29 protein-coding genes are annotated in these 26,597 nt (G+C 61.4%); 9 read left to right on the top strand and 20 right to left on the bottom strand.

What is annotated here, in order from left to right:
• The first annotated feature begins 25 nt into the window (after positions 1 to 25).
• From BST28156_RS08640 to BST28156_RS08660, 5 genes are read left to right on the top strand one after another with little or no spacing between them, the layout of a single operon-like run.
• Entirely contained in the window at positions 26 to 163 is a 138-nt protein-coding gene (locus BST28156_RS08640; RefSeq protein WP_009692939.1) for a hypothetical protein, read from the top strand.
• A gap of 59 nt (positions 164 to 222) precedes the next feature.
• Positions 223 to 1,344, top strand: coding sequence for a tyrosine-type recombinase/integrase (locus tag BST28156_RS08645; protein WP_226189267.1), 1,122 nt, complete (start codon positions 223 to 225; stop codon positions 1,342 to 1,344).
• Positions 1,345 to 1,352: 8 nt separating this feature from the next.
• The gene (locus BST28156_RS08650) at positions 1,353 to 3,254 is read left to right on the top strand and encodes a site-specific integrase (protein ID WP_009692941.1); all 1,902 of its coding nucleotides are present in this window, start codon (positions 1,353 to 1,355) and stop codon (positions 3,252 to 3,254) included.
• A complete protein-coding gene (locus BST28156_RS08655; RefSeq protein WP_009692942.1) occupies positions 3,251 to 5,203 on the top strand; it encodes a site-specific integrase in 1,953 nt (650 codons plus the stop codon). The genes BST28156_RS08650 and BST28156_RS08655 overlap by 4 nt, the downstream gene beginning before the upstream one ends.
• The gene (locus BST28156_RS08660; protein WP_009692943.1) at positions 5,200 to 5,637 is read left to right on the top strand and encodes a coiled-coil domain-containing protein; all 438 of its coding nucleotides are present in this window, start codon (positions 5,200 to 5,202) and stop codon (positions 5,635 to 5,637) included. The genes BST28156_RS08655 and BST28156_RS08660 overlap by 4 nt, the downstream gene beginning before the upstream one ends.
• 66 nt (positions 5,638 to 5,703) lie before the next feature.
• On the opposite strand, the gene BST28156_RS08665 is transcribed toward BST28156_RS08660, so the two are convergent.
• The 12 genes from BST28156_RS08665 to BST28156_RS08720 form a co-directional block, all read right to left on the bottom strand.
• Positions 5,704 to 6,012, bottom strand: coding sequence for a P-II family nitrogen regulator (locus BST28156_RS08665; protein WP_009692944.1), 309 nt, complete (start codon positions 6,010 to 6,012; stop codon positions 5,704 to 5,706).
• A 36-nt stretch (positions 6,013 to 6,048) separates the two neighbouring features.
• On the bottom strand, positions 6,049 to 6,606 hold the full coding sequence (locus tag BST28156_RS08670) for a PCYCGC motif-containing (lipo)protein (RefSeq protein WP_012211070.1): 558 nt from the start codon (positions 6,604 to 6,606) through the stop codon (positions 6,049 to 6,051).
• A gap of 22 nt (positions 6,607 to 6,628) precedes the next feature.
• A complete protein-coding gene (locus BST28156_RS08675) occupies positions 6,629 to 6,790 on the bottom strand; it encodes a hypothetical protein (RefSeq protein WP_009692946.1) in 162 nt (53 codons plus the stop codon).
• 77 nt (positions 6,791 to 6,867) lie between these two features.
• Entirely contained in the window at positions 6,868 to 7,095 is a 228-nt protein-coding gene (locus BST28156_RS08680; RefSeq protein ID WP_012464982.1) for a DUF2933 domain-containing protein, read from the bottom strand.
• 52 nt (positions 7,096 to 7,147) lie between these two features.
• Positions 7,148 to 7,435: a hypothetical protein gene (locus tag BST28156_RS08685; protein ID WP_012211071.1), complete on the bottom strand. Its 288-nt coding sequence runs from the start codon at positions 7,433 to 7,435 to the stop codon at positions 7,148 to 7,150.
• Positions 7,436 to 7,554: 119 nt separating this feature from the next.
• Entirely contained in the window at positions 7,555 to 7,917 is a 363-nt protein-coding gene (locus tag BST28156_RS08690) for a hypothetical protein (protein WP_012211072.1), read from the bottom strand.
• A gap of 51 nt (positions 7,918 to 7,968) precedes the next feature.
• The gene (dsbD, locus tag BST28156_RS08695; protein WP_012211073.1) at positions 7,969 to 9,840 is read right to left on the bottom strand and encodes a protein-disulfide reductase DsbD; all 1,872 of its coding nucleotides are present in this window, start codon (positions 9,838 to 9,840) and stop codon (positions 7,969 to 7,971) included.
• Between the two features lie 75 nt (positions 9,841 to 9,915).
• The gene (locus BST28156_RS08700) at positions 9,916 to 10,266 is read right to left on the bottom strand and encodes a copper-binding protein (protein WP_012211074.1); all 351 of its coding nucleotides are present in this window, start codon (positions 10,264 to 10,266) and stop codon (positions 9,916 to 9,918) included.
• The gene (locus tag BST28156_RS08705) at positions 10,263 to 13,469 is read right to left on the bottom strand and encodes an efflux RND transporter permease subunit (protein WP_012211075.1); all 3,207 of its coding nucleotides are present in this window, start codon (positions 13,467 to 13,469) and stop codon (positions 10,263 to 10,265) included. Before BST28156_RS08705 ends, BST28156_RS08700 begins: the two co-directional genes overlap by 4 nt.
• A complete protein-coding gene (locus tag BST28156_RS08710; RefSeq protein ID WP_012211076.1) occupies positions 13,466 to 14,995 on the bottom strand; it encodes an efflux RND transporter periplasmic adaptor subunit in 1,530 nt (509 codons plus the stop codon). The genes BST28156_RS08705 and BST28156_RS08710 overlap by 4 nt, the downstream gene beginning before the upstream one ends.
• Positions 14,996 to 15,006: 11 nt before the next feature.
• Complete coding sequence (locus BST28156_RS08715; RefSeq protein WP_012211077.1) at positions 15,007 to 16,299, bottom strand: TolC family protein; 1,293 nt, start codon at positions 16,297 to 16,299, stop codon at positions 15,007 to 15,009.
• A 90-nt stretch (positions 16,300 to 16,389) separates the two neighbouring features.
• Positions 16,390 to 16,758 carry a hypothetical protein gene (locus BST28156_RS08720; protein WP_012464980.1) on the bottom strand — a complete coding sequence of 123 codons (369 nt, stop codon included), beginning with the start codon at positions 16,756 to 16,758 and terminating at the stop codon, positions 16,390 to 16,392.
• A gap of 170 nt (positions 16,759 to 16,928) precedes the next feature.
• On the opposite strand from BST28156_RS08720, the gene BST28156_RS08725 reads away from it, so the two are divergent.
• A complete protein-coding gene (locus BST28156_RS08725; protein WP_009688002.1) occupies positions 16,929 to 17,258 on the top strand; it encodes a four-helix bundle copper-binding protein in 330 nt (109 codons plus the stop codon).
• A gap of 377 nt (positions 17,259 to 17,635) precedes the next feature.
• Here the strand turns inward: BST28156_RS08725 and BST28156_RS08730 are convergent, their stop codons facing one another.
• From BST28156_RS08730 to BST28156_RS08765, 8 genes are all read right to left on the bottom strand, one after another.
• Entirely contained in the window at positions 17,636 to 17,968 is a 333-nt protein-coding gene (locus BST28156_RS08730; protein ID WP_080512418.1) for a DUF4148 domain-containing protein, read from the bottom strand.
• A gap of 256 nt (positions 17,969 to 18,224) precedes the next feature.
• Entirely contained in the window at positions 18,225 to 19,166 is a 942-nt protein-coding gene (locus tag BST28156_RS08735; RefSeq protein ID WP_009688003.1) for a CopD family protein, read from the bottom strand.
• Positions 19,166 to 19,540 (bottom strand): copper homeostasis periplasmic binding protein CopC, encoded by a 375-nt coding sequence (gene copC / locus BST28156_RS08740; protein WP_009688004.1) that lies wholly within the window; start codon positions 19,538 to 19,540, stop codon positions 19,166 to 19,168. The genes BST28156_RS08735 and copC overlap by 1 nt, the downstream gene beginning before the upstream one ends.
• 61 nt (positions 19,541 to 19,601) lie before the next feature.
• A complete protein-coding gene (locus BST28156_RS08745; RefSeq protein WP_009688005.1) occupies positions 19,602 to 19,949 on the bottom strand; it encodes a copper-binding protein in 348 nt (115 codons plus the stop codon).
• Between the two features lie 65 nt (positions 19,950 to 20,014).
• Positions 20,015 to 21,310: a copper oxidase gene (locus BST28156_RS08750; protein WP_012211080.1), complete on the bottom strand. Its 1,296-nt coding sequence runs from the start codon at positions 21,308 to 21,310 to the stop codon at positions 20,015 to 20,017.
• Position 21,311: 1 nt separating this feature from the next.
• Positions 21,312 to 22,808 carry a TolC family protein gene (locus BST28156_RS08755; RefSeq protein ID WP_012211081.1) on the bottom strand — a complete coding sequence of 499 codons (1,497 nt, stop codon included), beginning with the start codon at positions 22,806 to 22,808 and terminating at the stop codon, positions 21,312 to 21,314.
• Positions 22,805 to 23,122, bottom strand: a complete 318-nt coding sequence (locus BST28156_RS08760) for a hypothetical protein (RefSeq protein ID WP_009693501.1) — start codon at positions 23,120 to 23,122, stop codon at positions 22,805 to 22,807. The genes BST28156_RS08755 and BST28156_RS08760 overlap by 4 nt, the downstream gene beginning before the upstream one ends.
• An 87-nt stretch (positions 23,123 to 23,209) precedes the next feature.
• The gene (locus BST28156_RS08765; RefSeq protein ID WP_226146172.1) at positions 23,210 to 23,743 is read right to left on the bottom strand and encodes a hypothetical protein; all 534 of its coding nucleotides are present in this window, start codon (positions 23,741 to 23,743) and stop codon (positions 23,210 to 23,212) included.
• A gap of 158 nt (positions 23,744 to 23,901) precedes the next feature.
• Here BST28156_RS08765 and BST28156_RS08770 point away from each other — a divergent pair, with 158 nt between their 5' ends.
• The 3 genes from BST28156_RS08770 (at position 23,902) to copM (ending at position 26,511) form a co-directional block, all read left to right on the top strand.
• Complete coding sequence (locus BST28156_RS08770) at positions 23,902 to 24,573, top strand: heavy metal response regulator transcription factor (RefSeq protein ID WP_012211083.1); 672 nt, start codon at positions 23,902 to 23,904, stop codon at positions 24,571 to 24,573.
• Complete coding sequence (locus BST28156_RS08775) at positions 24,570 to 25,964, top strand: heavy metal sensor histidine kinase (protein ID WP_009693503.1); 1,395 nt, start codon at positions 24,570 to 24,572, stop codon at positions 25,962 to 25,964. Before BST28156_RS08770 ends, BST28156_RS08775 begins: the two co-directional genes overlap by 4 nt.
• A 151-nt stretch (positions 25,965 to 26,115) precedes the next feature.
• Entirely contained in the window at positions 26,116 to 26,511 is a 396-nt protein-coding gene (gene copM / locus BST28156_RS08780; RefSeq protein ID WP_012211084.1) for a CopM family metallochaperone, read from the top strand.
• Positions 26,512 to 26,597 lie beyond the last annotated feature (86 nt).

Here is a 26,597-nt window from a genome sequence, read left to right on the forward strand (position 1 = left end):
GAATTCGGGGGAGATTTGGCAACCTATGGATGATCCGGAAATAGGGCGGCTGCATTGCCTCGCGGCGCGCGCGATTGCTGACGGTGCCGACGACCTCGTGATGCGCCAATGGCGCGTGCCATTCAAGCAAGCAGCGAAGATGTTGCGCGAGGCCAGCGCGTGAGGTACGTACGCGCCACTGATGAGTTTGTCTTCGCCGGACGCCCGCGGCCGGGATTCCCCTTGATCCTCGACGATTCGATGGAGCCGGCGCAACCGTTCCATGACTACCTGCTGTACCGATTGCTTGAGAGCGGAAAGGCGCTTGATCAAAAGACGTGGGAGGCGTACGGTCGCCGGCTATGGGATTTCGCTCGATTTCTACAAGCGAACGAATGGTGTTGGGACGATCCATTCATGTCGGTTGGGCAGAGCGTCGTCAGTGTTTACCGCGATTGGCAGGCCCAAGACCTCAAGCTGGACCCCGCAACCATCAACGCCCGGTTGGAATTGGTCACGGCAATGTACCGGTGGGCACATGAACGCGGGCGGATCGACCGCTTGCCCTTCACCTGTTCCGACGTCGCAGTGTACGGCATTGAGCATGACCTGACTCATATCACCGGCGGTCGGAAGAGGTCGAGCCGTCCGGCAGTGCTGCTCAACGAGTGGAACAAGGAACCTGCGTTCCTGACAGCCGATCAACTGAAGATCGTGCGGCAATCGATTCGCTCTGCAGCGCAGCGGCTGCTGTTCGACCTGATGGCGCGGGTGGGTTTGCGCTCAGTCGAGGCACGTACCTTCCCGCTGTCGTACGTGGTTGATCCACGGACCCAAAAGGCTTGGAAGCCAGGCACCTTTATCGACGTGCGCCTCGACCCACGGGACATGGAGATCAAGTTCAACAAGTCCCGCGTTGTGCACGTGCCATACAGCCTGATGGAGGACATGTACGCATATACGACATTCGAGCGCAACGGTCTTGCCGACGCGGCAGACCGCAAGGAACTGATCCTGACGATTCACGGGCAACGCTACAGCAAGGAATCCGCGGTGAAGGTCTACACCGATCTCAGCAACACGGTGGGCTTCCGGGTGCGCCCGCTCATGCTGCGCCACAGCTACGCGATTCATACCCTGCTGCTGCTTCGCAGCCGTCCCGAGATACCGATGGAGCCGCTCATGTACGTCCGCGACCGCCTCGGCCACGCGAGTGTCCAGACCACCATGGTGTATTTGCAGCAGATAGAGCGGCTGCTGGGCGCAGAGGCGCTCGCGATGATGGACGAGTTTGACCGGCTCTACGGGGTTGGCAAAGCATTGGCCACGGCGCCGCATGCATCCACAGTCGATCCTCGACACTGAGCGACGCCATGGTCAGAAAGAAGAACTACAACGTCAGCGAGAATCGCGCCGCACCGGTCGGTGTCATATCGGCATCACTCGAACGGCCGAAGCCCGGCGCCGACGACGCCTGCATCGACATGGTCGCGCTGTTGGGGCTCGAGGCACGCTTTCCTCAGAGAATCAAGACGCTCGACCTTCGTGACTGGCTGGGCCGAGGCATCGACGACTGGGTATGCTCATCGGGCTTCTGCCTCAAGGCGATGCTGCTCTCGGGTGCACGCGCGACAGCCTCCGTCACCACGTACTTCGGGCAGCTGCCTTACCTGTTCGAGTACCTCGCGGGCAGTTCGCAAACCCCGCTGCCCCAGCGACCCAAGTTGCCGTCGGACCTTTCCCCGATGCATGTCCAGCATTTCATCGGATGGTTGCAGAAGCGAGCTCAGGCTGAAGGCTGGCGACCGAGTTCGACGCGCAATACCTACAGGGGGGTCAAGGCCGTACTCGCCGAAATGTTCGCGCAGGGCTTCATCGAGGGCGAGCCTTCTCGCTTCTTCCGGCGCGGCGCGTTGCCCTGGAGCAGCGAAGACAGCCTGCAGACTAGCCTGAGTGACGCGGAGCAAGAGCGCCTGGCCAAGGCGATCAAGTCCGACCTCGTTGATGTTCACCACGGCCGCTTGCAACTGAAGCAAAGTGCCGTGCAGGGACTCAGGCTGTTGTTGGTGGCACACCGTCAAGGGCTCAACCCGACGCCCCTGCTCGAAATGTGCCGCGATGCCTTAGCGCCGGGATTTCTGCCTGGCACGATCCTAATTCGTACTGCAAAGCACCGCAGCAAGAAGATTCGTTCCAATGTTGGCCGCTCCGCTCTTGGACGGCACGCATCAAATCAACCGAACGAGCAAGCTGACGAGCAGAACCTTTGCTTCGACCTCTCCGAGGGCGCAGTCTTGCAGCAGGCCATCGCAAGCACCCGCGAACTGGTGGGTGAGGCGCCATCCGCGTTCAAGACACGGATCTGGCTGTATCGCGCTGAAGCAAGTGCAGGGTCGACAAAGAGGGGCAACATCACGTGCCTCGACAGCAAGTCCCTCAACAGGGCAATCGAAGGCGTCATCGAACGCCGCAGTCTACTGGGAGACGGCGGCCTGCCGTTGCGCGTCAACCTGAGTCGCCTGCGTAAGAGCCGCTTCGACCGTGCTCTGCGTACCGCCGACGGCGACATAGCCATCACCGCCAACCTGATGGGCAACACACCGAGGGTCGCCGGAGTGAATTACCCGTCGATGAATGAGGCGCGCAAGGCCGATGCAGCGAGCTTCATGAACGGCGACTATACCGTTTTGATGCGGGCCGAAGCACAGGCTCCGAGGGGGAATGAGATTCGGCCAGTGCAAGTGGAACCTTTCAAGGTCGGCAAAGGCAGCATAAGCGCCCCGCCAAGCCCGACGCCCGTCTCCGCATGCTCGGACTCGATCAGCGGCGAGCATGCGCCGAATGATGGCCGCAGCCACTGCGATCGCTACGTCATGTGCTTGTTCTGCTCGAGCTTCGCGATCGTCGGCACCGTGGACGAACTCTGGCGCTTGTTCAGCTTTCAGATGTTCGCGCAGGCCGAACTCGACTACCTTGACGAAGCCTTGGGTCCGGAGCGCACGACCGACGGACTGCTTGAGGACCTGCGCGACCGATACCGGGTGGTCATCCCCTACATCGACGACTTCACGCAACGCCAATTCGCGCGCAGCCGGGTCGCGCAGGCCCGCGCCAAGACCGTCTCGGGCTTGCACCCTTACTGGCAGCACCAGATGACCATGAGCCGCCGCGCACGACACCGTGCGTCAGCGCCGGATCTGCGCGTTGATGGCTCGCACGGCGATACGGCGATACCGCGGATTCGCGGAACGCAGCAGGCAGGACCCAGGGCATGAGAAGTACCTCTGCCTCGATCCTTGACACGCCCCAAACGCTATCTGGGGCTCGCGCCGTGCCGGCCACATCCTTGCCCGCCCCACGTGCCCTGCGGGCCTTCGAGTTGCTGGCGGCTCAGCCGATCAGCCTGGTCGGCATTCCGCCGGCCGAACGTGACGCTATCGTGGTGACTGCCGTGGCCGATGCCGCAGGCCACGAGCATCCAGTGAGTCGTTTCGGTGATCGGGTCTGGGACCTCGCGCCGGAGATCGAGGCGAAGAACCGCAAGGGTTCGGCCCTGAAGATCGTTTGGCCGGACGACGTACCGAAAGCACTGATCGACGATGCCAAGGCGGCACTCTATTGTGCTCAGCGACGCGGCCCCCACGGGCGAAAGTGGTCCGGCAGCTCGATAGCGGATATTGGCCGCTCGGGCGTCCTGGCTCTGAGATATCTCGCACAATTGGGGCTGGCCGACTTCAGTCAGGTACGAGCTCTGCACCTGTCTGACCACATCGCGGATTTGCGGCGTACGCTCAAGCCCGTGTCGGTGCGTGGTCGGCTGCAAATTGTCGACCTGGTCTGGACGTTCCATACGGAAGTCCTGCACCCGTTGCTCGAGCACCCGTGGGCGGGGCTCGCCCTTTGGGATGCATGTGGCGGCAATGAAGATAATCGGATGCCGTCAGGGCGGACCGGCACGACCCCCGTGATCCCGCGGTCGGTGCAGCGCATACTTTTCGCCTACTGCGAGGCCAGTCTTGCGCAGGCGGACGAGCTGTTTCAGGCTCGAGACGCGGGCGGGCTCGGGGCGCCCAAGCGCCCCGCAATGACTTCGATCCGCAATGCGGTCCTATACCTCTTGCAGATCTCCTCCGGAATGCGCAACTCGGAGAGCACCGGCGTGACCAGCGGATGTTGGCGTACCGAACAGCGCAACGGCGTGACGTATCACTGGGTGCGCACGCGCGAAGTCAAGACGACCGGCGGAACCGAGGTCGACTTTCTGGTGCCGCCGGAGGCTATTCGCGCGCTTGAGATCCTGCAGCGCTACGCCCAACCGCTCCAAGCACGGTTGGTCGGCGAGGCGCGATGGCTCGAAGACCTGATGGCGCAGGGCCCCGATCTCACCGGCCACCTGTGCAACGGCATGAAAATGGCTGAGGCCGCGCACCGCCTGAACCATGTGCGAGAGATCGGCCGGCATCTGGTTCTAGGACTGAACGTGAAAGCCTCGGATCATCTGGGAACCGGTTCGCGGGTCGAGGTGCTGAGTTCAGCATCCTGCGGGTACCAATTGAAGCAATTGGCCGCGGCCGCCGGGACAGAGTGGAACCTGGCCAACCATCAGTGCCGCCGCACCTTCGCGTACAACGTCGCGAACTCGCGGTTGGGCCGAATGGGCCTCGTCTTCCTGAAGTGGCAACTCAAACATGCGTCGATGTCGTGGACGCAGCTCTACGCTGCCAGCCCGCACCAGGATCACGCCCTATATCGCGAGTTCGAGGAGGAAATGGCCGACGCGCGGCTGGGGCTGCTGGAAAGTTGGGCGCATTCCGATGCGCTGCTCAGCGGGGGTGCCGGCAAGAAGATCATGCAGACGCGCACGCGTGCCGCACGCGACCTCAAGCAACTCCTGAGACAAACCGCCGAGTCGATCGAACTGCGCAGCACCGGACACGCGTGGTGCATCAGTGGTACGCGAGGATGTCACGGCCAGGGGGTGTACGACCCATCAATGTGCGCGGGGTGCTCGCAGGCCATCATCGACCAGGGGCAAGCATCTGCCTGGCAGATGATTCACCTGGACAACCTGCGGCTAGCTGCGATCACCGACTGCGGTCCCGCAGTGGCCGATAAGGCGCGGCGCGTGGTGGAGCGCTCGACGCAGGTGCTGCGGGATCTCGGCTGTGCGCTGCCGACCGATGACCGGGCCCGGGCGTACACTGCCGCGCTGGAGGGAGCATGAGCAGCCGTGCAGGCACCTCGCCCGACGATACGCGGCCCGGGTCGGCGCCCCGGCGCCGTAGCAGAGGGAAGACGCGCGAAGCGCTACAGCTGGCGATCCTCCGGGTCAAGACGAGGGGACTGAAATTGAGCATCTCCTCCGTCGCGGCGGAGGCTGGCGTAAGCGCCGGCCTCATTCACAATACGTACCCCGACATCGCCGAAGAGATCCGCACTCAAGTCGGCCGCGGCATTCGGCAGCAGCGCGACGCCACGGTTGCGGAGGTCAAGAAGGTAAGAGAACAGCTGAAGACCGTCCGCGCGGAGCGAGACGCTGCACTGGCTGATGTCGCGACGCTGGCGTCGATTAATGAAACACTGCGTCAGGAGATTGCAACGCTGCAGGCGGTAGCTTCTGGAAAGATCCATGTTCTGCCCCCTGTGAGGGACGTTTAAGTCGTATGCTGGGATCCCTTTGATCTCATTGCATTTTCCCGGTAACCGACAATCGCCAAACCGGTGTTACGGAGTCGCCGACCGCACTCGGAGAAACCGTTCTACCGGTACGACGGCCACGACGCCATCGCCGCCCGATTGTTCGTTCGCGACCGTCGTAATTTCCTCGACCAGCGCGTCGACGCTCTCTGCGACCGTAAAGACTTCGATCCTGATGTGTTCCGTTGTCCAGTCGTTGCCAAAGAAGTTGGGATGCGCGCCGAATCCCTTTGCCTTGGTCACCGTCATTCCATGGATGTGCAACGCACCCAATCGCTGCTCGAGCGCGGTGAGCACCTCGGGCCGCAGCACTGCGACAACGCATTTCAGTTCCATCACATCCTCCTGCTTCGAAATTGAAACGCCCGGCGGCTATCCCTTCGGCGCCCACTTTGCATCGACTGCCGCTTGAATCTTCGCTGCGTCCCGGACACCAGCTTGCGTCATCTGGTAAGCGATTTCGGCTGTGCCTTGGCAAACCGGGCACGACACCGCCATCTTGTCCTCGAAGCACTGAAGGTTCGAACGATGCTCGCCGCGGTTCTCGCATCCGCACCAGCAGTAGAGCTTGTTGAGCGTCGCGGGGATCTGGGTCGCGACCCAGTACGCGTGCCGCACAGCAATGTCGGGAAACTGCACCGGGTTCAGTACATGCGAGGCATCCGATACGCCCGATGAAATGATGCGCAGTCCATCTGGGCGCAGCATTCCGACTCGCCAGCCGGGTACCTGCTGGACCGTGTTCTCCAGCGTGACCGCAGCGCTTTTTGGACCAAAGGCCCAATGCACAAGTGAAGGCCCCCAAACCAACGCCGTCGATACCGCGAGAATCAGGGCAAGCAGAGACAGCAGATTCAACTTCACCTTGACGACACGACCGGAGCGCTCGTTGGCGGCGCTGCCAGACTGATGTCGTTTGTATCGTTTCATTTTCAATCTCCCAAACTCCCGCTCAGGTTCCGGAACGCGGATACATCGTGCTTCCACACGACAGCATGCCGTGCATCATCCCGCTATGCATCCCCCACATCGCGGCCGTGCCCAGCACCGCTAGCAGGCCGATGGCCGCGAGTAGGCCAATGATGAAATTGACGATTGGTTTCCCAGTGAACATATACGCTCCGTGAAGCGGACCGGAGCGGTGGCAAATGCCATCGCTCCGGCCCGATGTACCGACGTAAGTCGGCGGGCTCAGTGTTCGGCTTTGTCCGTCAGGCGAGTGTCCACACCGGAACCGTCAGCGTGAGATTGCATGCCGCGCATCATGAAAATCATCGATAGCGGGCAGATAAACCCACTGGCGATAACGGCGAGCGTTGCAAGCGGGCCTCTGAGCGGAGGAAATGCCCAGTACCCGAGGGCGATGACGGCGACCAGTGCGGACCCAACAGCCACCATGGTTTTCCAGTTGCATTTCATGTGAAGTCCTTGTCAAGCGGAATTCAATGCGAGTCATGTGGTCTGGCTTGCGTCACTTTGACGGTGCCGCACCCGCCTGGTCGGAATACTTCATCATGATGTCGCTCATCGCGCGCATCATCTCGGCGTGCATTCGCATTGCGGTCTTCGAGTCCAGTCCGGCGCTCCCCCCCATCATCGGGCAACCACCCATCATGCCGCCCATCATCATCGAGCCGTGACCGTGCTCACGATCTTGCGCCGACGTGCCGGACGCTGAACCAGTGGCAGCGAAGCTCACTGCGCTCGCTGCAACCAATAGTGTGGAAAGGACCGCCATTCGTGCATGACTTGCGTTCATGTATATCTCCATCTGCATTCAAAGAATCGAACATGCGACGCTTCCCGGATGAATACGCGGGCCACGAGCGAACTCGGGCCGCGGTACGGAACCGCTGGGCAAGCGTCGACGGATGAGAGTTACAACGAACGCGGGGGTGGTGCTGGCAGCTCAGGAATGAACTGCTCGGCGAGGAACGGCGTGATGGCCCGATAGTCGGCCGTAGAAACGACGATGCCGACGCGATGCGACATCGGTATAGCCAGCATCCCGCACACGGCACTTCCCATGCCCGCGTGGCACGCAGATGGACGATCGCTGGTACCGAGAGGCTTCGTACCGGACGTGCATCCGGTCGCTTCGATCGCACTTGCTGCCTTCATGTGATGCTGTACCGCTGGCATCGACGACATTTCTGGACACAACGCCGCCTGTGCGGGGTAACCGAGCATTGGCAACCACGCAATCAGAAAGCAGGCAACGAGTTTGACCCAGAATTTCATGATTTCCAGTATAGGCGCCGATCAGTCCCGCTGCGACCGCCGGCAGCTGCGCTATTGCGCCACATCGCCCGACTGCAACCGCTTCAGATGGGCCAGGAACGTGTCCGCGCCAATAAATCCGATCAATTGCGCATCGGGCTGTGGCCGACCAGTCTTGTCGAAGAAGATCAGCGCCGGAGGGCCGAACAGACCGAACCGCCGCAACATGGCCGTGTCGGCCTCGGTGTTCTTCGTCACGTCGATGCGCAGCAACTTCCAATGCGTGAACTCGTTCATCACGCGCGCATCCGTGAACGTGAAGCGTTCGAGTTCCTTGCAGGTGATGCACCAGTCCGCGTAGAAGTCCACCATGACAGGTTGACCTCGTGCTGCCTTGAGCGCCTCGTCCAGCTTCGCGTTCGAGGTTATCGTGTCGAATTGCGTTGCCGCACTTGTGCCGCCGCCCGCCGACGTCGATGTCCGAGTCAATCCGCCCAGCGGCGTCAAAATGTCGAAGTTGCCCGATGCGACGCCAACAAACTCGGCAATACCAGCGACCAGCAGCAACACACCGAGCGCTTTGCCGACTCGCGCGATGCCCGTAGCATCCGCCGGTAACGGGTCGATCGCCCGCAGCATCGTCCCGCAAGCGGTGAGCAGCAACGCGATCAGCGACATCAGCAGCCACGCGGGCAGCAGCGAATAAACGAACCACAGCGCGGCGGCCAACAGCATGACCCCCAGCGTGTTCTGGACGGCGACCATCCAGTGTCCCGACTTGGGCAGCAAGCGCGTTCCGAACGTACCGACGAGCAACAATGGAATGCCGATTCCGATACCCATCAGATACAGCGCCAGCGCACCGCCTGAGATGTCACGACTGTTTGCGATGTAGAGCAGTGCGCCGGCCAGCGCCGGTGTGGAACACGGCCCTACGATCAGCGCGGACAACATGCCCATCACGAACACGGGCCCAACACGGCCGCCGGGCAAGCGCTTGCTCCATCCCGCAAACCGCGTCTGCCAACCCGTCGGCAGTTGCAATCGGAACACGCCGAACATACCGAGCGCGAACGCGAGCATGAGCATGCCGAACGTGGCCAGCAACCAGGGTTTCTGCGTCAGCGCCACGAGCGGAATGCCGATGACGGCCGCGACAGTTCCGGCTGCCGCATACGTGATCGCCAGTCCTTGCACATAGGCCAACGACAGCGAGAACCCGCGCCATACCGGCAACCGCTCGCGAGTACCGTCAATGACCGCCGTGACGATCGGAATGAGCGGATACATGCACACGGTACCCGCCATCAGCAGACCCGCCAACAGGAAGCCAAGCATTTCGGCGATGCCGATACCATTGGCCGGCCGCAGCGGTAGACCGAGTACGGTGGCCTGCCGGTCTTTCTCTGCGACAGGGAAGTCCGCCCCCTTCGCGCTCCCCACGAGCGCGGCAGGCGTCACCCCACCGTCCGCAGCGATCCGAAAGCGGCGAGTCTGAGGCGGATAACAGACACCAACGTCTGCACATCCCTGGGATGTCACCGTCAGCGTGGCGCTTGACGTGACGGCGGCGGACAGCGGAAGAAGAATTCGGACCGGCTGGTGATAGACCTGCACGACACCGAACGTGGGGTCGTTCTTGGTTTCGGAGGGAGGCATCGCAACCGGTTTTACCGGCGCGCCGCTCACCGCAAAGCTGAATCGGTCACGATACAGGTAATACCCGGGCTTCGTCTTGAAGTCGAGCACGACCTCCTTATGGCTCGCAAGGCTGACGGTCAACGGAAATGCCTGCTCGGGCGCCAGCAATTCGGATTCGTTGACTGCGTATGCCGCAAAGGATACAAGTCCGAACACCAGCACAAGGACGAAGCGAAGCATGCGACTCAACGCGTCCGCTGTTCGATAGACGTACCGATACGTGTTAGAGGATGTCGTGCGCATGTTGGTCTCCTCGGCCGCCCCTTTGGCGTACCGGCGCGCGGACAGACGCCTGCGCGCCGGGCACCAATGTTTTCGTCAGGAACGCTTTTCCAGTTTCACGATGGTCAGGGTGCCGTTGACTTCTTCAACGCGCACCTTGACCTTGTCGCCTTCCTTAATCTGCTTGACCATCGCGGCATCCTTCGCTTTGAACGCCATCGTCATCGGCGGCATGCCGACGTTTTCGAGCGCGCCGTGCTTCAACGTGACCATGCCGGTCGCCGTGTCGACCTTCTTGACCTCCGCGTCGGTGAGTGCGTTGTTCGACGACGCCTTCATCGCGGAAGCTTTGGTCGACATGTCCATGCCAGCCATGTCGTTGCCGGCAAATGCGGGCGTGACGAAAGCGGCTGCGAGTGCGGCAGATACAACGATGAGCTTCTTCATTGGACTTCTCCGGTTTGGTTGACTGGCACGTTCGTGCCGGAAGGTACTGCTTGGGGGAAACTGGCAGCAGGCGCCTGTCGCGCGCGACGGCGCTGCAACAGGAACCACGCTGCGGGAATCACGAACATGGACAGAAGTGGTGCGGTCACCATGCCGCCGACCATCGGCGCGGCGATCCGCTGCATGACCTCCGACCCGGCGCCATGTCCGACCATGATGGGAATGAGGCCCGCGAGCACGACGGCCACCGTCATGGCCTTCGGCCGCACGCGCAGCACGGCGCCTTCGCGGATCGCATCGAACAGCAGCGCCTCGGTGAGCGGCTCGCCATCCTCCAGCCGGCGATTGAGCGCGCCTTTCAGGTACAGCAGCATCACCACGCCGAATTCGGCAGCGACGCCCGCGAGCGCGATGAATCCGACTGACGTCGCAACCGACACCGCATGGCCGAGCATCCAGATGAGCCAGAACCCGCCGACCAGCGCAAACGGTACGGTCGACATCAGCAGCAGCGCATCGGCAGCCGAGTTGAAGGTCAGGAACAGCAGCACGAAGATGACGACGAGCGTGACGGGGACCACCGTGCGCAGCTTGGCCGCCGCGCGTTCCAGGTACTCGAACTGGCCCGACCACGCAATCGAATAACCGGGTGGCAATTGGACCTGCTCGGCCACAACCTTCTGCATCGCCTTCACGGCGGACTGCAGGTCGGTGTTGCGGATATCGACATAGACATATCCGGAGAGCCGTGCGTTTTCGCTGCGAATCATCGGTGGGCCGTCGGCGATCGTGATGTGCGCGACGTCGCCGAGCTGGATTTGCGCGCCGCGGTCAGTGACGACCGGCAACTGTCGCAATTTCTCGAGCGAGTCGCGAATTTCGCGTGGATAACGGATGTTGATGGGGAAACGCTCACGCCCCGCAATTACCTCGCCGACGTTCTCGCCGCCCACCGCCGAGGACACGACCGACTGGATATCGGCCACCGACAGTCCGTAGCGGGCCGCGGCAAGCCGGTCGATATCCACGTCGATATAGCGTCCGCCGTTCAGCCGTTCCGCGAGTGCCGACGTCACGCCAGGCACACCTTTGACGGCCGTTTCGACCTGGGTCGCGATACGATCGATTTGCGTCAGGTCCGGCCCGGAAATCTTGACACCCACCGGCGTCTTGATGCCGGTCGACAACATGTCGAGACGATTGCGGATCGGCGGCACCCATACGTTCGACAGACCGGGCACCTTGACCGTCCGATCCAGCTCATCGACCAGCTTCTCCGGCGTCATGCCCGGCCGCCACTGGCTACGCGGCTTGAACTGAATGGTGGTCTCGAACATCTCGAGTGGCGCCGGGTCCGTGGCCGTATCCGCGCGACCAGACTTGCCGAATACCGTCTCGACCTCGGGCACGGTCTTGATCAGGCGATCGGTCTGCTGCAGCAGTTCGCTCGCTTTCTGGGCCGAAATGCCCGGGAGCGCGGTCGGCATATACAACAGATCGCCCTCGTCGAGTGGTGGCATGAATTCGCCGCCTAGACGCGAAATCGGAACGATCGTGAGCACCAAGGCAACCGCCGCGAGACCAATGGCTGTCCACGGCCGACGCAACGTCGCCTCGAGCAACGGACGATACAACCGTATCAGCACGCGGTTGATCGGGTTCGCGTTTTCGTGCGGAATCCGCCCGCGGATCAGATAGCCCATCAACACGGGCACGAGTGTGACCGACAAGCCGGCCGCCGCCGCGATCGTGTAGGTCTTCGTGAACGCCAGCGGCGAGAACAGCTTGCCTTCCTGTCCTTCGAGCGAGAACACCGGAATGAACGACAGCGTGATGATGAGCAGCGAGAAAAACAATGCCGGCCCAACCTCGGCGGCCGAAGTCGCGATGAGCTCCCAGCGTTGAGCGGCGGTCATCCGTGTATCGGGATGCTCATGATCGAACGCTTCCAGGTGTTTGTGCGCGTTCTCGATCATCACGATGGCCGCGTCGATCATTGCGCCGATCGCGATCGCGATGCCGCCAAGCGACATCAGGTTCGCGTTGACTCCCTGATAGCGCATCACAATGAACGCGGCCAGCACGCCAAGCGGCAACGACAGAATGGCGACGAACGCGCTGCGCAGGTGAAACAGGAACACGGCACAGACGAGCCCGACGATGATGAACTCCTCGATGAGCTTGTCCTTCAGGTTGTCCACCGCTCGTTCGATGAGTTGCGATCGGTCGTAGGTGGTGACCACTTCGACGCCGGGTGGCAGCGAGCGCTTCAGGTCGGCGAGCTTCGCCTTGACCGCATCGATGGTCTTCAGCGCATTCTTGCCCGAGCGCATCACGATGACGCCGCCGGCGACCTCGCCCTGGCCGTTCAGCTCCGCGATGCCGCGACGCATCTCGGGGCCGATCTGGATGCGTGCGACGTCGCCCAGCAGCACCGGCGTGCCGGCGTCGTTGGTCCGCAATACGACATGCCGGAAATCGTCGAGCGAGCGCAGGTAGCCAGACGAGCGCACCATGTACTCGGACTCGGCCATCTCCACCACCGAGCCGCCCGACTCCTGATTCGCCTTGCCAAGCGCATCGGCCACCGCGGCCTGCGTGATGCCGTACGCGCGCAGCTTGTCCGGGTCGAGCACGACCTGATACTGGCGCACCATGCCGCCGATGCTGGCGACCTCGGAGACATCCGGCACTGCTTTCAGCTCGAACTTCAGGAACCAGTCGTTCAGCGCGCGCAGCTGACCGAGGTCATGCCGTCCGCTCCTGTCGACGAGCGCATACTCGTACACCCAGCCCACGCCGGTCGCGTCCGGACCGAGCGAGACCGTCGCACCTTGCGGCAGGCGGCTTTGCACCTGATTCAGGTACTCGAGCACGCGCGAACGTGCCCAATACTGGTCGGTCTTGTCGTCGAACAGCACATAGACGAACGCATCGCCGAACGACGAGTACGCACGGATGGTCTTCGCCCCCGGCACGCCGAGCAGCGTCGTCGTGAGCGGGTACGTCACCTGGTCCTCGATGACCTGCGGCGCCTTGCCCGGATACGACGCTTTGATGATGACCTGCGTGTCGGACAGGTCGGGCAGTGCATCGAGCGGTGTCTCGGCGACCGAGTACAGGCCCCAACCCGTTACGAGCACGGTCGCGAGCAACACCAGGAAGCGGTTGTGGATGGACCAGCGGATGAGCCGGGCAATCATTGCGCGCCTCCGACCGGTTCGACCTTCGTCAGTTGGTAGCCTTCATCCGACTGCTTGAAGACGAAGTGCACCATCTGTCCGGCCTTGATGTCGGGGAATGCGCTCGGCGCCGGCTTGTTGAACGCCATCGTCATCGCACCCCAACCGAGCGCCGGCACGGGTTGATGAGAGAACGTAATGTCTGCGGCGGTCACTTTCTCGACCTTGCCGGTGGTCTCATAGGTCTGCGCAGTGGCGACAGGCGCGGACGCCGGCGCGGTTGCGCTTGCCCCTGAGCCACCTTCCAGCCGCGGCAACACGGACTTCAGGCTCGCTTCGGAATCGATCAGGAATTGGCCGGAAGCGACGACCGTGTCGCCATCGTTCAGGCCGCTCAACACCTCGGTTTCGCTGCCAATGTCATTGCCAACGGTCACTGTCGCCGGCTGAAGGCGCCCGTCACCGTTCTTCACGATGACGACCGAGCGTTTGCCGGTCGTGATGACCGCTTCGGACGGCACCAGCAGTCTCGACACAGCCTTCTGACCGGCAACGCGCACGCGCATCAGCATGCCCGGCGTCAGCTTGAGCGAGGCGTTGTCGATTTCGAGGCGCGCCTGCAGCGTGCGGCTGGTGGTGCTGATGCCCGGCAGGATCTCGCGAATGCGCCCGGCGAAATGTTGTGCCGGATCACCGGCGAACGTCGCGTCGACCGTCATGCCGGGCTGTACGCTCAGCGCGAGCGCCTCGGGAATCTCGACGATGAGCCAGAGCTTCGACAGGCCGGCAATCTTCGCGAGCGTCTGCCCGGGCGCGACCATCGCGCCGTCACGGACGTTCAGTTCGCTAACGACGCCAGCCTCGGGCGACGTCAGTACGACGTGTGTCTGGGCCCTCCCGGTTCGGTCGAGGCTCGCGATGATGCCGTCCGGAATCGACATCGCGCGCATCCTCGCACGCGACGCTTCGAGGAGGCTGGCATCCATGCCGCCGCGCTTGAGCGCAAGATATTCTTCCTGCGGCGCGAGCCAGTCCGGAACGAACAACGACGCAATCGGCGCACCTTTCGCGATGCGTTGCATCGGCGCACTGGCATACAACCGGTCGATGTAGCCTGTAACGCGCGACTGCACGACATCCGAGCGCGACTCGTCGAATTGCGTTGTGCCGACCGCGTCGAATCCCCCCGTCGTTTCCTGCCGGCGCACGGTCGCATAGCGAATTCCGAGGTTCTGTTGGAGGCCCGGGTCGATCTTGATGCCGGAAGAGCCGCCACCGTCGTCCGCATAGACAGGCTCCAGTTGCATGTTCATGAAAGGCGACTTGCCGGGCTTGTCGAAATGCTGGTTCGGCACCATCGGGTCGTGCCAGTACAGCACCTTCCTGCCGGTCTTCGGGTCAATCTTTTCGCCTGACGAAGCCGTTACCGTCGAGGCCGCGGCCGCGGGCGTTGCTGCATGGCGTGTGCCCGCAAAATAGCCAGCTGCGAGCAAGGCCGCGCCGGCGAATACAGTCAGCACCGCGCGCACCAGTGGTTTTTGGGTCATATCGTTCTCCTTCACTGCGCAGCAGCCATCGTGGACGGCACCACTTGATATTCGAGCTGGGCCCAGGTCTGGGACACTTCGCGCTTGAGGTCGAGCACCTGCAGTTCGGCCTCGAGCTGCGCGCGGCGAGCCGCGAACGTGTCCGCGAGCGAGCCGCTTCCCGCGCGATAGGCGGCGTTGGCGAGTTGCACGCGCTGGTCCGCAGCGGGCAGCAATGACTGACTCAAATTGGCGATGCGTTCGCGTCCGCTCGCCAGCGTGGCCGATTGCGTGCGAATGTCGGCCTGAACCTGTCGCAGCGCGTCCTCGTACATCAACCGCGCCTTCGTGGCGAGCTCGGCTTTCTCCGCGACGTCGCGGTTCTGGCGATTTTTCCGATTCAATGGCAACGGAATGGTGACGCCGATCGACACCATGTTCGAGTACGCACCGCCGCGTTGCTGATATGCGACCTCCCAAGTCCAGTTCGGGCTGCGCTCGCTGTTGGCGACTGCCGTATCGGCTTCGGCGACCGAAATGTCGTCCGCGGCAGCCACGAGCGTTGGCTGCGACAGGCGCAGTTCGTCGGGAGGGAGCGACGATACGAACGACTCGGGCGCCGGCGGTTCGCCAGTCACCTCGGAAACGGGAGCGGCCGTCCAGCGCGACAGCCCAATGAGCGCTGTTTGATAAGTCTGTTGCGCCTTGAGCACCTGATCCTGAGTCTGCGCAAGCATCGCCTGCGCTTGCACCACATCAGACGCGCCGGCCTTGGCGCCGCGATATGACGCCTTCGTCGCAGCCAGCTCGTGATGCATGTGGTCGAGCAGCGCCTGTTGCAGGGCGAGCGCCTGTTTCGCGTACACGGCGTTCAGCCAGGCCGTGGCGGTTTGCTGCCGCACGTTCGCGAGTTGCACGAGGTAGCCGGCGCGCTCGCGCCCGACCATTCGGTCGGCGAGCGCCGAGCGCAGCCGCCGCTTGTCGCCGGAGACCCATTCCTGCTCGATGCCGATGCGCCGCATCGTCATGAAGTCCTGGCCGACGGTGAAGCGCTGAGGACCGTTGATCGGCAGGTTGTCGATACCCGCCTTGAGCATCGGGTCCGGAAGTTGGCCGGCTTTGACTGCCGCCTCGGAACTGGCGCGGACGGACGCCTGCGCAGCCTGCATCGATGCGGAGCGATCGGTCGCCGACTGTAGCGCAGCATCAAGCGTCATCGGTGCCTGCTGGGCATGAACGACACCCGCGAGGAATAGCGCAGAAACAAGCGCGTGCGCACGCCAAGGAACACGCCGACGCAGCGGCGTGCCGAAAATGAATAGCATGTTCTAACCCCAATGCGAAATCCCATAGGGATTCCACGTCCGGCATAGGACGAACCTCACCGCAACTGCGGTGAACCTGTCAGCGAGGGATTAGACGAGACGCGGAGGGCGCCATAACCCGTTCGGGTCACGGACCGGAAGAGACTGGACGTAATGGAAGATGACGGGCGTACCGACCGCAGCGGGACGGCTGATGTCGGTCTTGGCGGCTGGATGATAGAGGCTGCCGAACTGACACTGGGCGGTCACTTTGCAGAACACGCTCTTGGCCTTGGCTTTATCGACGGACGAGGACTTCATCAAATCGCAGCCCGGCATATCGCCGGACATGCTGGCATCCGCGCCCATGGACATGGTTTGCTGCATCGGACATTCACCGGTCAAGCCACTGGCTGCCAGCCCGCTGATGGGCAGCACCGCGCAGAGCAGCGACAGGATGAAGGTCCGGAGCAATTTCATAGCCAGCATTATAGTCCGCCGATGCCGGTGATTACATCGGAATTGTACTGACGTTTCAACGCTGAAACGTCCCCGCCACTGGAGCCGCGTGGGGCTAATCCGGAATGTGGGTACAACGCTTGCGCGACGAGTCGGGCCCGATCCGGGCAGTCCACGATAGGAGAGTCAAAATGGCACATCAACAATACCAGACATGCATCTCGGCCTGCGACGCTTGCGCGACCGCTTGCGATCATTGCGCGGCCGCGTGTCTTGAAGAGACCCAAGTCGGCCAGCTTATTGACTGCATCAAACTCGACCTGGATTGCGCCACGCTGTGCCGCCTCGCTTCCGCAGCGATGGCGCGAGGCAGCAAGCAAGTCAAGGCAGTTTGCTCGAGTTGCGCGACTTTGTGCGACGCGTGCGCAACCGAATGCGAGAAACATCAACATGCGCATTGCAAAGAATGCGCACAAGTTTGTCGACGCTGCGCTCAGGAATGCCGGACGATGGCTCAGTAGACGGTCAGCTCCGTGCCACGCCCGGCGTCGGTGATATCGCGCACGCAAGAGGCGTGGCACACGTTGCCGTCAGCGCGGCGGGCAATTCGCCGAACGCACGTGCAGATTTTGACACGGATAGGACTTCGGTAATCGGGTCGTTGCGGAACGGGAGTCCGGCATCCGCGTCTTCCCATCCGTATTGCCCGTCGCGCTCGCACATCCATCAAGAGCCAGGACCGTAGTAATCGCCGTCACATAAATCCATATGCCGGGTATCGGTCTCATCGCGTGAACTCCTCTATCTGGTCTGGCGAGCCTACGTTCCACATGGAATATGGCCGGAGTCGTGTACGTTCAGGCTGAGCAACGCCTGGCTTTCCGCAACGGTGCGTGCCTCAATGCTGTGCGGCCCACTTCGGCTCACTTAACTGATGGAGTTCCTTGTTGCGCGCGATAGTCGCTTCGCTGGGCGGATAGTCATGCTTGCTCGTTGGCAGCAAACCATCGTGATAAGCCTGAATAAGTTCCTGTTGAACCTGCTCTCGGGTCTTGCCGCGCGATACCGTGTTTTCAATTTGCGCCGTTGCCGGTGCAGCAACGCTTTCGTTCGATACCACGCTGCCGTTTCGCGTAACGTCGGGATAACCGTGCCCGCTATCAGCGAATGCAGACGCGGACGTGGCGGCACAGGCGACCACTATGAGGGCGGCGACGATTTGAAGTTTCATGTTTTCTCTCCATTGCGAGGCATGGAACCGCACATGCGACTCCATTGAAAGTCATTGTGGAGAGCAGCCACTGATCGAGCCGTGACATGAATATGATCTTTTGGTCACGCGTCCTTCATCTGGAATCGTCGACCAAACGCAATGCGGAATGAAAAAAGAGCCCGGCTGGAGGGCCGGGCTGCAAAGAGATGGCCCGCTCACGCGCAACTCGCACATGAGTGACAGACCACCTGCGTGGACGGAGGGACCGACGAATTTATGTGGTTCCCGGCAACGGGCTCGATACGAGCACGGCCGCTACCATCAAGACACCAAGCAAAATCAGTGACTCGACGTGAAGCACCGTACTGAATCGTCGAAGCGGCACGGTCGGGACTTCTTGAGCAGGGTTCTTCAGCGTCGACATTAGCGTCGGCATTTCAAAGAAGCGATTGTGTCCGCCCAGCGCGGCGGCGACCAGCACGAGCACGAACTTCAGCAGTAGGATCTGTCCATACGTCGATGTCCACAAATTCGCCGGCGTACTGACGCCTCGCCAGCCGTTGTATGCGCCAGTGCTGAACAAAATCACCAACGCGTACGTCGAGGTGTCGGACAGCGATTGCACGAATGATGCACTGGTCTGCCGTTCGCTTCCAGGGGCATCGAGCAGCCGCGGCATGACGACGTAGGTCGTCACGAGAACGAGCCCGACCCACGCGCTGATGGCTAGCAAATGCAACCAATCGACCCACACCGGAAGGCTGAAGAGTCCGGAATCGACTGGATGTCCGCCATTGCTGCGTGCCAATGCTACGGCGGCCAAAGCAAGCCAGATTCCGGTCGGGAAACTCCCATCGCTACCCGATCGCAGCAATGCCAGCACGACCACGCAAACCATGAAAACTGCAGCGACCAGCCACGCGTGTCCAAAGCCGGTTCCCACGAGCATCGACCACACCGCGGGCCCGGCCTCAAGCAACGTTGACTCACTCATCAGCGCGCAATGTGCCCAGAACGACAACACGCTCGCGAGCAGAGCAAGCGTGGACGCCATCCGGACTGTCAGGACGAGCCGTCGGCCCACGTCGGCTTGCCACGTGGAGTCACCGCGCGCGAGCCATTGACTGCTGAGCAACGCGCCTACGATGACGGCGAAGCCAACGTTCTGGATCGCTACGGCGATCAGACGCAGGATGCCCAGGAACCCGTCGTTCATTACTTCACCTTGAACGTGTACGTACCCTTGGTCTTGTGCGCGTCCGAAGTCATGACGGCCCACTGAACCGTATACGCTCCCGACGCGAGCTTCGGTACGACGAGCGTCATGACGCGCGGATTCGACGCATCGATCTTCGCCTTTTCTTTCGTCACCGGCGCACCCGTAGCATCGGCGATTTTCACCGAGCTGAAGGTCGACTCGAGGTCTTCATTGAAGGTCAGGCGCAATGCGTCCGGCGCGACGTCGACGGTACTGCCCGACGCCGGCGTTGCGCTTTCCAGTTTGCCGTGTGCGAGCGCGGCGATGGGCGCGAACGCAACAGCACTAGCGACGGCGAGGCCGGCAAAATGTCTGAGGGTCAAAATCTTCATATTGTTGCTCGTCTCGAAGAATGAGACAGGGACCGCGGCTGCGCGTCCCCGTCGATTGTCGTCACTGCTTCTGCAGCTTGACGACCGTCAGTGCGCCGTTGACTTCCTCGGCGACGAAATCGATCTTGTCGCCGACCTTCACCTGCGACAGCATCGCCGGATCCTTGGCCTTGAACACCATCGTCATCGCTTCCATGCCAAGGTTTTCGAGGGGACCGTGCTTGATGGTCAGCTTGCCTGCAGTCGTGTCGACTTTCTTGATCTCGCCGTGCGACATGCTGCTCTTCGCGTCGGTACTTTGCTTTGTGCCACCGCTCATGTCCATGTTGCCCATGTCGCCTGCCGCGTACGTCGACGCAGAGAACGCCAGGGCGCAGCCTATTGCAATCGAGAACAGTGCTTTCTTCATCGTGCTTCTCCAGAGTTGAGGTGATGAAACCGACGGTCGGGCGTGCCCCGACCTTGTTGTGTAAATCAACTGTCCGGCAGTTCACCGGTGTATTCGTATGCGACGGTGCCTTTGGGATGCTTGAACCAGCCCGGGTCGCGATAGTCGTTCCGCCCGAGCCCTTGCCGGACCTTGGCGACTGTGAACATGCCGCCCATCTCCAACGGCCCGAATGGGCCCGTACCGGTCATCATCGGCAGTGTGTTGTCGGGTAGCGGCATCTCCATCTCGCCCATTGCGCCACCGGTGCTGCCCATGGCCATGTAGTCGGGAACGAGCTTGTTGATGCGTTTGGCCAAGTCCTTCTGCGGCACGCCGATCATGTTCGGAACGCTATGGCCCATTGCGTTCATCGTGTGGTGCGACTTGTGGCAATGGAACGCCCAGTCGCCAGGACGATCGGCGGTGAACTCGATTGCGCGCATCTGGCCGACGGCGACGTCGGCCGTCACCTCCGGCCAACGAGCGGCCGGCGGGATCCAGCCGCCGTCCGTACCCGCCACTTCGAAGTGGTAGCCATGCAGGTGAATCGGGTGATTCGTCATCGTCAGATTGCCGAACCGGATGCGCACGCGGTCGCCGGCCCGAATTGGCAACGGATCGATGCCAGGGAATACGCGTGAGTTGAACGTCCACATGTTGAAGTCGGTCATCTCGTTCACACGCGGCGTGAAGCTGCCCGGGTCGATATCATAGGCGGACAGCAGGAACACGAAATCGCGGTCGACCGGCATCACGCTGCGGTCCTTCGGGTGCACGATAAACATGCCCATCATGCCCATCGCCATCTGAACCATCTCGTCCGCGTGCGGGTGATACATGAACGTGCCATGCTTCTCGAGCTGAAACTCGTAGACGAACGTCTTGCCGGGCGGGATGTGCGGCTGCGTCAAGCCGCCGACGCCGTCCATGCCGTTCGGTAGCAGCATCCCGTGCCAGTGGATCGTGGTGTGCTCCGGCAGCTTGTTGGTGACGAAGATGCGGACCTTGTCGCCTTCGACGGCCTCGATCGTCGGGCCAGGCGACTGACCGTTATAACCCCACAGATTGGCCTTCATCCCGGGAGCCATTTCGCGCACGACGGGCTCGGCTGTCAGGTGAAACTCCTTCCAGCCGTTCTTCATGCGCCACGGCAGCGTCCAGCCGTTCAACGTCGCGACCGGTGTGTATGGCCGACCGTTGGGTGGCACGAGCGGCGGCTGCATCGTCGCCTTTGCCATGGTCGGTGCTTCCGGCAACGAAGCCGCGCCGGCCTTGCTGACCATCGCGGCGCCGAGGATTGCGGCCCCCGAGCCGCTGAGAAATTGTCGACGGGACACCATGTTATTTACCTTCCGAATGCGTTTCATGCGCCGGTTGCGCGGTCGAGGCAGGCTCCGGCCGGGCTGCCGGTCTCGGGGCGGACTGCGGTGCGGAATTCGGCCCCGGAGGCGTCTGCTCGGTTTGCTCGGCCCCAGCCCTCGGTAAACGTCCGCCCAGCGCTTGCTGGAGATCCGTTTCGGCGAGCCAGTAGTCCTTCAGCGCGTCGATGTAGCTGTTCACCGCGCCGACTTGCTCGCGCGAGTCGGCGAGCAGTTCGAAGACACTGGCGAGCATGCCGTTGTAGCGGAGCAGAAGTTCGTCAGAAATCGTCTTGCGAATCGGCACAACCTCGTCGCGATAGTGTTTCGCGACGTCGTAGCTGTTCACGTACGCGGAATACGCCTCGCGGACCTCCGATCGTGCATCAATCGCCGTTTGGGCAAGGCGGTTCGCCGACTGCATGTAGATGGCTTCCGCGCGGGCGACCTTGGCGCTGCCGAAATCGAAAATGGGAATCTCGATACTGATTTCGTAGCCGTGCTCGTGACCCTTGTCGGTTTCGTAGTTGTTTTGGTAACCAACATCGATTGCGTTGATGAACCGCGTTGCCTTGCTGAGGCCCAACGACGATGCGACGCCTTGCGTCTGCAGCTTCGCTGCCTGGATGTCGAGCCGGTTCTGCATCGCAAACCGCTCAAGATCTTTCAGTTCCGGGCGGTCCTTTGGCAAGTCCGGTAAACGCTCAGGCAAGGTGTACTGCGTACCAGTGCCCCATACGCCCATCGTGCGCGTGAGTTTCTCCCTGGCCGATACGGCTTGCTGCCGGGCCTTGGCGGCCTGGGCGACCGAGTCCGCGTAGAAGGCTTGCTCTCGCGCATAATCGAGTTTGCTGAAGTTTCCGGCCTGCCGCATGCGTGAAGCGAGTTCGGCGCCTGCGTCGGCCGAATCTTTTACCTGTTCCGCGTACTTGGCAGCCTGCTCCGCGGCCACCGCGTTGACGTACGCCCGCCGCGCCTCGGCGGCGAGCTTCAGCATCGTATCGGCAGTCTCGAGCTTCGTCTGTTCGAAGCGTCGGCCCTCGATGTGGGCAGCGAAAGGCAGCGTCAGAATACTGAGTACGTTCGCGGAGAATGTGCGGCCGATGCTCAGGTCGCCGTTGCCCGCTCGCGTGCGGCTGAAGGTGAAGCCTGGATTCGGCAGTCGCCCGGCCTGGACCAAATCGGCTTCCGACAGCCCCAATTCCGCATACGAGGCCTGCAGTCCTCGGTTGTTCAGCAGGGCGACCTGTACGGCATCGTCCATCGACAGCGGCTTGGCGAGCAATTCCTGCGTTCGCTTCGCCACTGCATCCCGATCGGCATCGGTTTTGACGATAACCGCGTCCTTACCGAGCCGCTCCGTAGCCGTCGACGACACCGTACCGAATCCACCGTCCTTCGAGAAGGTGGTGCAGCCAGCCAGAAACACCATGATGGAAACGCCCGCACCCATGCGCGTTGAAACGAGTCGCTTCATCATTTGGCGGGCTCCCCATGCTGCGAATGATTCGACTGATGGTCGCCAGCGGGCTTGTTCATGGCGCCGCCGTGGCCCATTGCGCCGCCGTGCGTCATGCCGCCCTTGGCCGGCTTCTCCTGGACCGCTTGATTGAGTTGTTGCCAGGTCGGGTTGTCGGCGTCGTTGTAGGGGCGATAGCCGTTGAAGGCCGACGGCGCCGAAATCGCCGGGACCGAGGCCGCGGCATCCGTCGGGTCGGGAATCGTTGTGGTGGCGTGCACGAGCGTCGGCAATGAAGCCGCCGCGCCGAGCAGCGCCGCAGAAATCAGTCGCATAAATTTTCTCGTCGTGAATCATCTGACGGGTCCACGCAAGACCGTCAGTACGAATGGCACATCGCGGGCATTACCCGCGGTGGAGAATCAGACGAGGGTGTGGCGAGGAGGTCGCTCGATGCCGTCGGTCAGGAAAGACACGACACCGGCAGAAGGCGGAATCGAGGTGGTGACGCGTGTTACGTCCGACGATACGACGACGGAGGGAACCGCGGGTAATCCCGTGCCGAAGCAGCAGGCTGCGCATGTCGAACATGAATGCGCGTGATGACCGCCGCCGTGGTGATAAGTGTGATGGTCGTCGGCCGCGAGCGCCGCTCCATGCATGTCGCGATGATGCCCGGACATGGACTGCCCGGCATGCACGATCGGCGTTTCGCTGGCTTCGGCATGCGAAGCGACGCAATTCATCGAGATAGCCGCGAACGACTGAACCGGCAGGCTCAGTGCCAACAGCACGACGACGAAGAGTTTGCGCCAATATGACATGGGTGCGGAGTCTAGCACGAGCAGTTCGAAACGATAACATCGAGAACGTGTCCGGGTGTAACCACAAGCGGTATAGCCGGTATTTAGCTTAACGGCCGATGCGTGACGACGGCGTGGTCGAAAGATGACCATTTTTTCATCCAGCGGCGGTGGACGGCTCTCGCTGTTCCGGCGCTCGGAGATTCATGAAAAAATTGTCATCCGGCCGTCATTTTTTGCGCGCTTTCGCGGCCGTATGCTGAGCGCAGCGCTCCCCGCGTCGAACCCGTTGACAGTCCTACTGCACTCCCATGCGGATACTGATAGTCGAAGACGAACCGAAAATGGCGTCATATCTCCGAAAGGGACTGACGGAAGCGAGCTATACCGTCGATGTTGCCGAGAACGGCAAAATCGGATTGTTTCTCGCGCTGCATGAAAATTTTGACCTCGTCGTGCTCGACGTCATGCTCCCGGAGCTGGACGGGTTCGAGGTGCTGAAGCGCCTCCGCGCGGAAAAGCAGACACCCGTGCTGATGCTGACCGCCCGCGAAGCAATCGAGGACAAGGTCGCTGGGCTTGAACTTGGTGCAGACGACTATCTACACAAACCGTTCGCCTACGCGGAATTTCTCGCACGCATCCGTTCGTTGCTACGGCGCGCACCGCGGAGCATTCGGGACATTCTGCTCGTTGCGGACATGGAGATTGACCTCCTCAAGCGGCGAGTGCGTCGCGGCGACAATCGCATCGACCTGACCGCACAGGAGTTCGCATTGTTGCAACTCCTGGCTGAACGAGAGGGCGAGGTTTTGACGCGTACTTTCATTACCTCGCAGATCTGGGATATGAATTTCGATAGCGATACGAACGTGGTCGATGCCGCGATCAAGCGCCTGCGCGCCAAAGTCGACAACGCGTACGATAAGAAACTGATCCATACCATCCGGGGCATGGGATACGTGCTCGAGGACCGTTCATGACGGGGAAGGCGGCACCTTACTCACTGCTCACTCGGTTGACCGTCGCCTTCGCTGTCGTCGCAGGACTAGCGTTTGCGCTGACTGGAGCTTACCTGTATCGGTCCCTGTCGATTGAACTGCAGCGCCGCGACGACATCGAAATCGGTGGCAAGCTGAGCCAGTTTCTGCAGTTGGCTCACGCCAGCGGTTCGGTACAGGCCATTCGTGCAACGCCTGCGGTATTTCACGAGGTACTGCTCTCGCATCCCGGTGTGTATCTTGGGATCTACGACGGGCAAAACAATTCGCTGATCGAGCACACGGCCGCGCCGGGCGTGACGTTGAAGTCGATCGCCTCGAGCGACCGTCCGCCTCGTATTCCATACACGTGCGATCCGACGGGAATCGGGCCATCACGCTGTGTTTTCGCGCGCGACAGGCTGCCGTCAGGCGAAGATGTACGGATCGCCCTTGTACGGACCGCGACCGACCGGCAGTCGCTTCTGAAAAGCTATCGCGTCGACATCTGGCTGGCGGTCGCCGTCGGCGCGATATTGCTCGGTGGCTTGGGCTATGCGATCGCACGTCGAGGCCTTCGTCCAGTGGAAAGTCTGGGCCGCCAGACGTCAATTATCGAAGCGCACAATTTGAGCGAGCGACTCGACATTCGCGGCGGTCCGATGGAGCTCCGCGAACTCGCGTCGTCGGTCAATCGAATGCTGGATCGACTTGAACGTGCGTTTGTGCGCCTTTCTCAGTTCTCCTCCGACCTCGCCCACGATATGCGCACCCCGCTTGCCAACGTGATCAGCTCGTCGCAGGTCACGTTGTCGCGACCGAGAACGAGCGACGAATATGAGGCGTTGATCGATTCGAACATCGAAGAATGCGAACGTCTGCAACGGATGATCGAGAACATGCTGTTCCTTGCACGTACAGAGAATGCACACCTGCACCTGAAGGTATCGGACCTTGATACTGAGATGGAACTGCAACGACTGGCGTCCTATTATCAGAGCATTGCGGACGAAAAGGGGGTCAATTTTGTCGTCGTCGGCGACGCGCATGTGGTCGCGGATGCAACGCTTTTTCGACGAGCGGTGAGCAACCTCATATCCAACGCTTTGGACCATGCGTTCGCAGGCACGGCAATCAAACTCGCCTCGTCTCGCTCGCTGCAATACGTCGTCGTTGAAGTGACCAACCACGGACGGCCTATCGCGCCGGAACATCTTGATCGAATCTTTGAGCGCTTCTACCGTGTCGACGCGTCACGTCATGGATCCTCGAAGAATGCCGGGCTGGGACTCGCGATCGTGAAATCGATCATGGAACTGCACCGGGGACAAGTCCAGGTTTCGAGTAACGACGTCAGTACGACGTTCCACTTGCAATTCCCGCGGGAACGATGAGGATTCTCCTCGAAGGGGTACTAGTGCGCGGCACAGGAGCGTGGATTGCGCCGTCATGAAGCCTCGAATCAGTGTCGAAAGTGGAAAAAGTTCGACCAGCAAAAATTGTTCGTTTCCCGAAAGCATAATTTTTATGCATCAGGAGGTAAATATGCAAACGCGAATTTCCATCCCGTGGTTCGTCATCAACGTAATTGCAACGCTCGGCCTGATGATCGGTACAACGAGTGCTCAGCAAGCCACGTCCATGCCAGACATGAATATGGGGCAGTCGACTAAAGCTAATTCGGCGTCTGTACAAGCCTTCAAGGGTGCAGACCAGAGGATGATGCGAAGGATGCAAGGACAGACCTACACCGGCGACGCTGACAAAGATTTTGTTTCCCACATGATTCCGCACCATCAAGGCGCAATCGATATGGCGGCAGCCGAACTGAAGTACGGCAAGGATCCTGAGATGAGAAGGCTTGCCCGAAGCATCGTCAAAGCACAAAAGGAAGAAATTACGAAGATGAAGCGCTGGCAAGCGAAATACGGCAGCCAATAATCTTTGACCGGGGGCGACCACCGGTAAATCGCATCGAAGGCAAGCAGATCCCCCTTGTCGGACCGATCCCTTGGTGCTCCCGTCAA

This window comes from Burkholderia pseudomultivorans (assembly GCF_902499075.1).
Lineage (GTDB): Bacteria > Pseudomonadota > Gammaproteobacteria > Burkholderiales > Burkholderiaceae > Burkholderia > Burkholderia pseudomultivorans.

Bases quoted from the DNA above. Each gene is read 5' to 3' on its own strand.
- BST28156_RS08650 (WP_009692941.1), top strand. From the start codon at position 1,353: ATGGTCAGAAAGAAGAACTACAACGTCAGCGAGAATCGCGCCGCACCG.
- dsbD (WP_012211073.1), bottom strand. From the start codon at position 9,840: ATGCGCACGACATCCTCTAACACGTATCGGTACGTCTATCGAACAGCG.
- BST28156_RS08710 (WP_012211076.1), bottom strand. From the start codon at position 14,995: ATGACCCAAAAACCACTGGTGCGCGCGGTGCTGACTGTATTCGCCGGC.
- BST28156_RS08745 (WP_009688005.1), bottom strand. From the start codon at position 19,949: ATGAAGAAAGCACTGTTCTCGATTGCAATAGGCTGCGCCCTGGCGTTC.
- BST28156_RS08755 (WP_012211081.1), bottom strand. From the start codon at position 22,808: ATGATGAAGCGACTCGTTTCAACGCGCATGGGTGCGGGCGTTTCCATC.
- BST28156_RS08760 (WP_009693501.1), bottom strand. From the start codon at position 23,122: ATGCGACTGATTTCTGCGGCGCTGCTCGGCGCGGCGGCTTCATTGCCG.
- BST28156_RS08700 (WP_012211074.1), bottom strand. From the start codon at position 10,266: ATGAAGAAGCTCATCGTTGTATCTGCCGCACTCGCAGCCGCTTTCGTC.
- BST28156_RS08640 (WP_009692939.1), top strand. From the start codon at position 26: ATGGATGATCCGGAAATAGGGCGGCTGCATTGCCTCGCGGCGCGCGCG.
- BST28156_RS08775 (WP_009693503.1), top strand. From the start codon at position 24,570: ATGACGGGGAAGGCGGCACCTTACTCACTGCTCACTCGGTTGACCGTC.
- BST28156_RS08685 (WP_012211071.1), bottom strand. From the start codon at position 7,435: ATGAACGCAAGTCATGCACGAATGGCGGTCCTTTCCACACTATTGGTT.
- BST28156_RS08735 (WP_009688003.1), bottom strand. From the start codon at position 19,166: ATGAACGACGGGTTCCTGGGCATCCTGCGTCTGATCGCCGTAGCGATC.
- BST28156_RS08750 (WP_012211080.1), bottom strand. From the start codon at position 21,310: ATGGTGTCCCGTCGACAATTTCTCAGCGGCTCGGGGGCCGCAATCCTC.
- BST28156_RS08690 (WP_012211072.1), bottom strand. From the start codon at position 7,917: ATGAAATTCTGGGTCAAACTCGTTGCCTGCTTTCTGATTGCGTGGTTG.
- BST28156_RS08720 (WP_012464980.1), bottom strand. From the start codon at position 16,758: ATGAAATTGCTCCGGACCTTCATCCTGTCGCTGCTCTGCGCGGTGCTG.
- BST28156_RS08765 (WP_226146172.1), bottom strand. From the start codon at position 23,743: ATGGTCATCTTTCGACCACGCCGTCGTCACGCATCGGCCGTTAAGCTA.
- copM (WP_012211084.1), top strand. From the start codon at position 26,116: ATGCAAACGCGAATTTCCATCCCGTGGTTCGTCATCAACGTAATTGCA.
- BST28156_RS08670 (WP_012211070.1), bottom strand. From the start codon at position 6,606: ATGAAACGATACAAACGACATCAGTCTGGCAGCGCCGCCAACGAGCGC.
- BST28156_RS08660 (WP_009692943.1), top strand. From the start codon at position 5,200: ATGAGCAGCCGTGCAGGCACCTCGCCCGACGATACGCGGCCCGGGTCG.
- BST28156_RS08725 (WP_009688002.1), top strand. From the start codon at position 16,929: ATGGCACATCAACAATACCAGACATGCATCTCGGCCTGCGACGCTTGC.
- BST28156_RS08675 (WP_009692946.1), bottom strand. From the start codon at position 6,790: ATGTTCACTGGGAAACCAATCGTCAATTTCATCATTGGCCTACTCGCG.
- BST28156_RS08665 (WP_009692944.1), bottom strand. From the start codon at position 6,012: ATGGAACTGAAATGCGTTGTCGCAGTGCTGCGGCCCGAGGTGCTCACC.
- BST28156_RS08705 (WP_012211075.1), bottom strand. From the start codon at position 13,469: ATGATTGCCCGGCTCATCCGCTGGTCCATCCACAACCGCTTCCTGGTG.
- BST28156_RS08770 (WP_012211083.1), top strand. From the start codon at position 23,902: ATGCGGATACTGATAGTCGAAGACGAACCGAAAATGGCGTCATATCTC.
- BST28156_RS08655 (WP_009692942.1), top strand. From the start codon at position 3,251: ATGAGAAGTACCTCTGCCTCGATCCTTGACACGCCCCAAACGCTATCT.
- BST28156_RS08680 (WP_012464982.1), bottom strand. From the start codon at position 7,095: ATGAAATGCAACTGGAAAACCATGGTGGCTGTTGGGTCCGCACTGGTC.
- BST28156_RS08715 (WP_012211077.1), bottom strand. From the start codon at position 16,299: ATGCTATTCATTTTCGGCACGCCGCTGCGTCGGCGTGTTCCTTGGCGT.
- BST28156_RS08730 (WP_080512418.1), bottom strand. From the start codon at position 17,968: ATGAAACTTCAAATCGTCGCCGCCCTCATAGTGGTCGCCTGTGCCGCC.
- copC (WP_009688004.1), bottom strand. From the start codon at position 19,540: ATGAAGATTTTGACCCTCAGACATTTTGCCGGCCTCGCCGTCGCTAGT.